The organism is Nocardioides sp. NPDC006273, assembly GCF_040613495.1.
Classification (GTDB): Bacteria; Actinomycetota; Actinomycetes; order Propionibacteriales; family Nocardioidaceae; genus Nocardioides.
In genome coordinates, this window is record NZ_JBEXSD010000013.1 from 86,664 (window position 1) to 95,475 (window position 8,812).

The 8,812-nt window shown below is 68.2% G+C and carries 9 protein-coding genes; 5 read left to right on the plus strand and 4 right to left on the minus strand.

Annotated elements, in window-relative coordinates; all coding sequences use genetic code 11:
• Positions 1–4: 4 nt before the first annotated feature.
• The 4 genes from ABZZ22_RS08385 to ABZZ22_RS08400 form a co-directional block, all read right to left on the minus strand.
• Entirely contained in the window at positions 5–1,156 is a 1,152-nt protein-coding gene (locus ABZZ22_RS08385; protein WP_354929170.1) for a hypothetical protein, read from the minus strand.
• Between the two features lie 75 nt (positions 1,157–1,231).
• Positions 1,232–1,402, minus strand: a complete 171-nt coding sequence (locus ABZZ22_RS08390) for a DUF5302 domain-containing protein (protein WP_354929173.1) — start codon at positions 1,400–1,402, stop codon at positions 1,232–1,234.
• A gap of 114 nt (positions 1,403–1,516) precedes the next feature.
• Positions 1,517–2,710, minus strand: coding sequence for an acyl-CoA dehydrogenase family protein (locus tag ABZZ22_RS08395; protein WP_292649054.1), 1,194 nt, complete (start codon positions 2,708–2,710; stop codon positions 1,517–1,519).
• A gap of 136 nt (positions 2,711–2,846) precedes the next feature.
• The gene (locus tag ABZZ22_RS08400; protein WP_354929177.1) at positions 2,847–4,244 is read right to left on the minus strand and encodes an endonuclease/exonuclease/phosphatase family protein; all 1,398 of its coding nucleotides are present in this window, start codon (positions 4,242–4,244) and stop codon (positions 2,847–2,849) included.
• Between the two features lie 273 nt (positions 4,245–4,517).
• Between ABZZ22_RS08400 and ABZZ22_RS08405 the strand changes: the two genes are divergently transcribed.
• The 5 genes from ABZZ22_RS08405 to ABZZ22_RS08425 all read left to right on the plus strand — a co-directional run bounded on the left by ABZZ22_RS08405 (position 4,518) and on the right by ABZZ22_RS08425 (position 8,719).
• Complete coding sequence (locus tag ABZZ22_RS08405; RefSeq protein WP_354929180.1) at positions 4,518–5,846, plus strand: CBS domain-containing protein; 1,329 nt, start codon at positions 4,518–4,520, stop codon at positions 5,844–5,846.
• The gene (locus tag ABZZ22_RS08410; protein ID WP_354929183.1) at positions 5,839–6,354 is read left to right on the plus strand and encodes a DUF1003 domain-containing protein; all 516 of its coding nucleotides are present in this window, start codon (positions 5,839–5,841) and stop codon (positions 6,352–6,354) included. The genes ABZZ22_RS08405 and ABZZ22_RS08410 overlap by 8 nt, the downstream gene beginning before the upstream one ends.
• Before the next feature lie 176 nt (positions 6,355–6,530).
• The gene (locus ABZZ22_RS08415; RefSeq protein ID WP_354929186.1) at positions 6,531–7,676 is read left to right on the plus strand and encodes a P-loop NTPase; all 1,146 of its coding nucleotides are present in this window, start codon (positions 6,531–6,533) and stop codon (positions 7,674–7,676) included.
• An 18-nt stretch (positions 7,677–7,694) separates the two neighbouring features.
• Entirely contained in the window at positions 7,695–8,024 is a 330-nt protein-coding gene (locus ABZZ22_RS08420) for a sec-independent translocase (protein WP_179659544.1), read from the plus strand.
• A 125-nt stretch (positions 8,025–8,149) separates the two neighbouring features.
• Complete coding sequence (locus ABZZ22_RS08425; protein ID WP_354929189.1) at positions 8,150–8,719, plus strand: Rv3235 family protein; 570 nt, start codon at positions 8,150–8,152, stop codon at positions 8,717–8,719.
• The last annotated feature ends 93 nt before the right edge of the window (positions 8,720–8,812 follow it).

Here is an 8,812-nt window from a genome sequence, read left to right on the forward strand (position 1 = left end):
GGCCCTACGTGCGGACCAGCTCCTCTCGCCGGACGGACCACTCCACGAGGTCGGCCAGGGCGGAGACCGCGCGCGCCGGAGCCTTGCGGCCCTCCCCCGGGTCGATGGCTTCACCAGGGATGGTCGGGTCGGCGAGCTTCTTGTTGAGATCCGTACGCAGCGAAGCATAGGAGGCCACGGCGGCGTCTCGGACCTGCATGTCGGTGACCTTGCGCGGGTCGATCCCGCTCACGTCCACGGGGGCCAGGTCGTCGAGATCCCCGTGGATGGTCGCGTCCAGACCGCGCAGCTCGGCTGCCTGGTCGCGAGTGAACGACTGTGTCCAGCGCGGAGCCTGGAGCCCGATGCGCGGGTCGTCCACCGTCAGCGCCGGCATCAGGCGCTTGCCGAGGACGTGCTTGCGCAGACCCATGGCCGCCGGATAGGCCAGTCCGCGCTGCTTCAGCTCTGCGTTGAGCCCTCGCAGCACCTCGACGGTGGCGGCGCCGAGGGAGGTGTTCTTCGGCGGCGGGCTCTGCATCCCCTCCGGGTCGAAGCCCATCGCCGCGCCGAAGCGCTCCAGCAGCAGCGTCGCCGGGCTGCCCGGGGGCGGCACCGTGACCAGGTGGAGAGGCCCGGCCTGGCTCCAACGCCGGGCGATGGCGACCATGTCCTGCTCGGACCAGAAGCGTCTGCCGGGCTTGGTGCGACGGCGCTCGGACGAACCGGGCCGGCTCTTGTTGACCGCGGTGAGGAACTCGGCCCAGGTCCAGTCCATGCCGTTCTGGATGAGCTCCTGCCACATCGACGGGATCTGCCGGTTGATGTCACGCAACGAGAGCACGATCTCGGGGGTCACCCCCTGGAAGCTCGACGCCACGCGCTCGACCGTCTCCGGGCCGACCGGCGCGAGCAGCTCGACGGAGACCAACGCAGTCCCGTCCCACGCATCGACCTCGGCGACCAGACGATCCCAGGCGCCGGTGACCGCGTCACCCTGGGGGTGCTTCTGGTGGCCCTTCACATCGAGAACGGCCTCGATCTGGTGACGCCAGCGCGCGCCAGGGACCAGGAATCCACGCTCGGCGAGGAGTGCCTTGTTCTTGTACAAGGCACCCTGCAGATACGTCGTCCCGGACTTCATCGCCCCGACATGGAGCACTACGCGGCGCGCCAACGTTCAATACCTCTCGACCAGACTGACCCACGACCCAACAGGTCCAGCAAATTGGGCTCAGTCTAGAGCCAGATCTCAGGAGCCGCCGCCACCGGCCTTGCGGCGGTGCATCTTCGGCGCGCCGCCGACGATCTCGGAGCCGTGCGCCTTCTCCTTGGCGCCGGCGCTCTCTGCGTGCGCGTGGTCGTTGTTGTTCTTCTTCTCCAGCGCTTCGCGCATCTTGGCTTTGAGGTCGTCGTTGGCCATCGCTCCCCCTACATGGGTTGCTGAGTTGAGTCATTGGTCGGGCAACGACCAACCTACGGCAACGACCCTGCCGAGACCATCGGTTTCAGCAGGGTCGGCTCGTCGCTCGCAGGGTCAGGACTTGTAGTCCTTGAGGAGGCTGCGGCCGATGATCATCTTCTGGATGTCACTGGTGCCCTCGCCGATGAGCATGAACTTGACCTCGCGCATGATCCGCTCGATCTCGTACTCCTTGGAGTAGCCGTAGCCGCCGTGGATCCGGAAGGAGTCCTCGACGACCTCGTTGGCGTACTCCGAGGCCACCATCTTGGCCATCCCGGCCTCGACGTCCATCCGCTTGCCGGTGTCCTTCAGACGCGCGGCGCGGACCATCATGTTGTGGGAGACCTCGACCTTGGTGCCCATCTCGGCGAGACGGAACAGGATGGCCTGGTGCTCGGCGATCTTCTTGCCGAAGGTCTGGCGCTGCTGGGAGTAGGCGATGCCGAGCTCGAAGCCACGGATCGCCAGACCGCAGGCGCGCGCGGCGACGTTGACCCGGCCGACCTCGACGCCATCCATCATCTGGAAGAAGCCCTTGCCCGGGGTGCCGCCGAGGATCTGGTCGGCCGAGATCTTGTGACCCTCGAAGATCATCTCGGTCGTGTCGATGCCCTTGTAGCCCATCTTGTCGATCTTGCCGGGCACGGTCACGCCCTGGGCCGTCTCGCCGAAGCCCGGGGTCTTCTCGACCAGGAAGGTGGTCATGTTCTTGTAGACGCTCTCGGCGCCCTCGTCGGTCTTGGTCAGCACCGCGACCAGGGTCGAGGAACCACCGTTGGTCAGCCACATCTTCTGACCGGTGATCTCGTACGACCCGTCGGCCTGCTTGGTCGCCTTGGTGGAGACCGCGCTCACGTCGGAGCCGAGACCCGGCTCCGACATCGAGAACGCGCCGCGTACCTCTCCGGTCGCCATCCGCGGCAGGTACTTCTGCTTCTGCTCCTCGGTGCCGTGCTGCATCAGCATGTAGGCCACGATGAAGTGGGTGTTGATGACGCCGGAGACCGACATCCAGCCGCGGGCGATCTCCTCGACGCACAGCGCGTACGTCAGCAGGGACTCGCCCAGCCCGCCGTACTCCTCCGGGATCATCAGACCGAAGATGCCGAGCTCCTTGAGACCCTCGACGATGTCGGTCGGGTACTCGTCGGCATGCTCCAGCTCCTGGGCCACCGGGATGACCTTCTCGTCCACGAACTGGCGGACGGTCTTCAGGATCTCTTCCTGAATGTCGGTGAGACCCTCGGTCTCGGCAAGGCGACCCATGCTTCACTCCTAAACTCGGTGGTCGGGGCCACAACGTTTCAGACCCGTCGAGACCACGCTGACGTCACTGCGGCAGGTTACCAATCAGTAACCATCAGCGACAGGTGACACCCGACACACCGTGATCCTACGACCCTCAGCGCCGCCGTCCGACAGCCGAGAAGACCGGCGCGAGCATCTTGTCGTACGACGGCCTGCTGACGCTCACGTAGCCCGATCGCTTCCCGGAACCGGCCAAGCCCGACATCTGGGTGCTGGAGCTGAAGGCGAAGGTCGGGGTTGCGCCGGTCCGGCTGATCAGCAGGACGGTCGCGCGGAGGCCGGTGCGGTCGTAGCCACGCGGACGCGGCACCGCCCAGGTGTCCTCGTTCACGTCCTTGCCGAGGACCCGCTGCAGCGAACGCATCTGAGCGGTCGTGGTCTTCTCCGCGGTGACGACTCGGACCCGCACACCCCGCGAGTCCGCCCGCTTCAGCGCCCGGACGACCCTGCCGTTGGTCAGGGCACGGGTGGCCAGGTGCACGACGTGACCTCGCTTGGCGCTGTTGACGGCCTTCAGCACCGTACGCAGCACGCTCTGCTCCTCGGCGACACTCAGCCCCGGGTCGGTGACCACGACGCCCGGCCCGAACTTGGCCCGAGCCGAGCTCGCCGTCGAGGTGACCGGCAGCGGCGAGAAGTCGACGCGGACCGCGTTGTGGTCCGACTCCAGCCCGAAGGCGCGCTGGTTGCCGGTGGCGAAGCGCGCGATCCCGCGGGCGAGCACGTAGTCGATCGTCGACGCCCGGCCGTGCGTGACCGGTGCCTGCTGCGTGACGTCGTAGGTCGGGACCAGGTGCTTGGCGGCGAAGATGTCGCGCGGGTAACGCGAGCCCTCGTACTGCACGTTCAGGTCGCCGCCGACCATCACCGGCCCGCGTCCGGCCAGCGCCTTGACGAGCGTGTTCAGCGCGCGGGCGGAAGGACGGACCAGGTCGCCGTAGTGCTTGGACTTGGGCGCGAAGTGCACCGCGACCACGGAGACGTTCTGGCCGGTCGCTCGGTTCTCGAGGGTGACCCAGTTGGCGTACCGGATCCCCCAGTGCAGCCGCTGACGGGCGGGCTTGCCGCGCTTGTTGCTGATCTGGTGGATCCCTTTCGAGGTCGCGGCCCACCTGTCGTTGTCCCAGGCCACCGCCGTCGCCGACCGGTAGGGGTCGCCGCCCTTGCGCCACACGCGGTAGCGCCCAGGCTCGAGATCCGCGGTCCGCCGACCGTTCACCTCGTTGTAGGTGATGAAGTCGGGCGCGGTTCCGACGACCTCGCGGACGTCCTTCCTGAACCTCGCCGTCCCCATGCTCGCCCTGAGGTTCGCCTGGACCATCCGATAGCGCGGCGGCGAGTAGGCGACGGTCTCCACGTCGGGCTCGGCCGGGACGGGCGAGTCGTGCACGGCGACGAGCGCACCGCCGAAGAGACCGATGACAAGACCCGTGGAGAGCAGAGCCTTGGCCGCCCGACCTCCGCGAGACCTGGCTCGAGGTTGTGTATGCATCCGTCCGGGCCCCTCTCCCAGCAGTGGTGACCGATCACACTGGTCACTTGGAAAACTTTTGTAACACAGGCCTCAGCCAGATCCTGGGTCCCGTTCCGAGGAGAGTTCGGATAGATCATCGAATTCATGACCCGCGCCACCCGGTGAGCGTCGAGGCAGACTCCTGGGACCCATGTCATAACGTTGGGCCGTGAGCGAGCGTCAGCGAGTGAACCAAACGGCAATCACGCCGCCACCTTCGTATACTGGCTTCTGCGCAACGGAGGTGGCGGCGTGAGCAACTCGCCCAACCGCGTCTACGCGGCACGCCTGGTCGGCCTTCCGATCTTCGACCCGCTCGGCGAGCAGGTCGGCAAGGTGCGAGATCTCGTGGTCACCGTCCGGACCGACGCTCGGCAGCCACGCGTGCTGGGCCTGGTCGTGGAGGTCTTCGGGCGTAGGCGCATCTTCGTGCCGATGACCCGGGTGACCAGCATCGACTCCGGTCAGGTCTACACGACCGGACTGCTCAACATGCGCCGTTTCCAGCCGCGTTCGACCGAGACCCTGGTGATCGGCCAGATGTTCGACCGGCAGGTCACGATCCGCTCCACCGGGGTCTCCGGGACGGTCTACGACGTCGGCATGGAGCAGGCGCGCAACCGCGACTGGCTGCTCTCCCGGGTCGCCGTGCAGGAGCCGTCCAAGGGGCTTCGCCGCCGCGGCCAGACCCACGTGATCGAGTGGGACGACGTCGAGGGGCTGGCCCGCCGCTCCCCCACCCAGGCCGCGACCCACCTGGTCCAGGCGATCCACGAGATGCGTCCGGCCGACGCCGCGACCATGATCCACGAGCTCCCACCCGAGCGTCAGCGGCAGGTCGTCGCCGCGCTGGACGACGAGCGCCTCGCCGAGGTGCTCGAGGAGCTCCCCGAGGACGACCAGGTCGCCATCGTGCGAGCCCTGGACTCCGAGCGCGCCGCCGACGTGCTCGAGGAGATGTCACCCGACGACGCCGCCGACCTCATCGCCGAGCTGCCCGAGGAGACCGCCACCCTGCTGCTCGACCTGATGCGGCCCGAGGACGCCAAGGACGTCCTCCGGCTGATGTCCTACGAGGAGGACACCGCCGGCTCGATGATGACCCCGGAGCCGGTCATCGTCGGCCCCGACGCAACCATCGCCGACGCGCTCGCACTGGTCCGCAACCCCGACCTCACCCCGGCCCAGGCGGCCTTGGTCTACGTCTGCCGTCCGCCGCTGGAGACGCCCACCGGCAAGTTCCTCGGCATCGCTCACATCCAGCGACTGCTGCGCGAGCCACCCTCGACGCTCGTCGCCGGCGCTCTCGACGACTCCCTGGAGCCGCTGCGCCCCGAGGACAGCACCGAGCAGGTCGCTGCCCACCTGGCCACGTACAACCTGGTCGCCGCTCCGGTGGTCGACGAGAACGGCCATCTCGCTGGCGCGGTGACCGTCGACGACCTGCTCGACCACCTGCTCCCGGAGAACTGGCGCGAGAACCTCGCTCGCCAGGAGTCGGCCACCGGGCCTCGGCCCGACACCCGCCCCGACACCCGCCCGAACAAGGTGATCACCCCCGAGATGGTGCGCCGTGGCTGACACCCGCACCGCCCGCGGCCGCCTCGACACCCCGCGCGAGCTGCGCCGCCCCCTCGTCAAGCGGCCCGCCTTCCGGGCCGACGCGTTCGGCTCCTTCGCCGAGGCCTTCGCCCGCTACATGGGCACCGCCAGGTTCATCGCCTGGATGACGATCATCGTGCTCATCTGGGTCGCCTGGAACATCCTGGCGCCGAGCGAGTGGCGCTTCGACACCTTCCCGTTCATCTTCCTGACCCTCGCGCTGAGCCTGCAGGCCTCGTACGCAGCCCCGCTGATCCTGCTCGCGCAGAACCGTCAGGAGGACCGCGACCGCGCGATCAACGAGCAGGACCGCCGCATCGCCACCCAGTCGAAGGCCGACATGGAGTTCCTCGCACGCGAGACCGCCTCTCTCCGGATGGCCCTCGGCGAGGTCGCCACGCGCGACTACCTCCGCTCCGAGCTCCGCCTGCTCCTGGAAGAGCTGGAGGAGCGCGACCGGCTCCGGGACGACCAATCGCCCGAGTGACCTCGGACCCCGATGACTCTCGATGTCATCGGGACTGATCAGAGCTCGGCCTCATCAGCGGGTAGGTCGACACAGCCCATCCGGGCCCCCACGAACGGTCCGCGATCCGAGCGGCCACGCTTCCACGGATTGGTCGATGCAGGGGTCTTTCAGCGTACGACGTAGGCTTCTTTCTTGTGAGTAGCCCGCTTCTCGACCGCGTCAACGCAGCCTTGGCGACCGTGCAGGACCCGGAGATCAAACGACCCATCACCGAGCTGGGGATGGTCGACTCCGTATCGATCGACGACGCAGGCGTCGTCAGCGTCAAGGTGCTGCTGACCGTCGCCGGATGCCCCCTCAAGGACACGATCAACCGCGACACCACCGCAGCGCTGGAGAAGGTCGACGGCATCACCGGCGTCGACCTCGAGCTCGGCGTGATGACCAACGAGCAGCGCACCGAGATGCGCAACGGGCTCACCGGCGGCCAGGCGCAGCGGGAGATCCCGTTCGCCCAGCCGGGCTCGCTGACCAAGGTCTTCGCGATCGCCTCGGGCAAGGGCGGTGTCGGCAAGTCGTCGGTCACGGTCAACCTGGCCGTCGCGCTGGCCCAGCAGGGGCTCAAGGTCGGCATCGTCGACGCCGACATCTACGGCCACTCCGTCCCCGCCATGCTGGGCGTGGCCGACTCCCGGCCCACCCAGGTCGACGACCTGATCATGCCGGTCCCGACCGCCTCGGGCGTCTCGGTGATCTCGATCGGGATGCTCAAGCCGCGCCGCGACCAGGTCGTCGCCTGGCGCGGACCCATGCTCGACCGGGCCCTGGTCCAGATGCTCTCCGACGTCTACTGGGGCGACCTCGACGCGCTCCTGCTCGACCTTCCTCCCGGCACCGGCGACGTGGCGATCTCCCTGGGCCAGCACCTGCCCAACGCGGAGATCCTCGTGGTCACCACCCCACAGGAGGCCGCCGCAGAGGTGGCCGAGCGGGCCGGCACGATGGCCGAGATGATGCACCAGCGGGTCGTCGGCGTCGTGGAGAACATGTCCTGGCTCGTCCTGCCCGACGGCTCCAGGATGGAGGTCTTCGGCTCCGGCGGTGGCCAGCGGGTCGCCGACACGCTCTCCCAACGGTTCGGCTCGAAGGTGCCGCTGCTCGCCCAGATCCCCCTGGAGCAGACCCTGCGGGAGGCGGGCGACGCCGGGAAGCCGATCGTCGAGTCCGATCCGACGGCAGAGTCGGCCAAGGTGCTGGCCGAGGTGGCGCGGACGATCTCGGGCCGCGGACGCGGGCTCGCGGGCATGCAGCTGGGGCTCACTCCCACTTCCAAGCTCTGACCCTGTAGGTTCTGGCCCGTGTTCGGCATCGGCTTCGCGGAGCTCGCCGTCATCGTCGTGATCGCCATCCTGGTCTTCGGGCCGGACAAGATCCCCGAGATGGCACGGCAGATCGCCCGCCTCCTCCACCAGGTACGCAACCTGGCCAACAATGCGCGCGACGACCTGCGCGGGGAGCTCGGACCCGCCTACCAGGACCTCGAGCTGCGTGACCTCGACCCTCGTCGCATCGTCAGCAAGCAGATCCAGGAAGCCCTCGCCGAGATCGAGCAGGAGGAGGCCGTCGCCAAGGCGCCCAAGCCCCTGCTGGCCGGCGAGAAGCCGCCCTACGACGATCAGGCGACCTAAACCCACCGAGGGACCGGTCACTTCCGTTTCCTTTCGTCACAGTAGAACCATTTTGTTACCCGTCGGTTTAGAACCGAGCAATTCGGGTATGAGGGGTTCGACTGCGTAGAAAGGAGTTGGCGCCCATGAGCGCTCTACGATCTCGGGACCCCGATCCCCCCGCGGAGCCGAATCCGCAACGCCTCACCGAGGTGCCCTTGGCCGATGTCCAGGGCATGCTCGCCTTCGACCTCCAGCCCCGCCTGGACCCACCGCACCCGTGCGACGACGATGCCGGCAACGAGGCCGGGGACACCTCCGTGGACGGCGACATCCCGCCTCCGGTCCCGATCGTCCCGGCCAGCGGCCATCTCCGCGGCTGGATCCCGCAGTTCGCCCAGAAGGCCGCCGAGGTCGTCGGCGGCGACCGCCCGGCCAGCCAGCTGGTCCGCTGGACCACCAAGGACGTCCACTCCGAGCTGAGATACCGCGCGAGCCTCACCGCACGCTCAGGAGCGTACGAGCCCGGCACCGGCCGCAATCAGCCGGTCCGTCCACGCGTCCATCGCTGCCACGTCTACGAGGTCTCCGACGACATCGTCGAGGCCACCGTCACGATCCGCTTCGGCGCGGGCCTGCGCGCTCTCGCCGTCCGCTTCGAGCGCAACGGCGAGAGCTGGATCTGCACGGTGCTCAACTTCGGGAGCTACGACTAGAGACCTGCCGAGTCGGCGCGTCGTGACTCCGGGTAGCCGCCCAGCCGTTCGGTCAGCGCGATCGTCACCGGAGCGGTGACGGCCTTGGTCGCA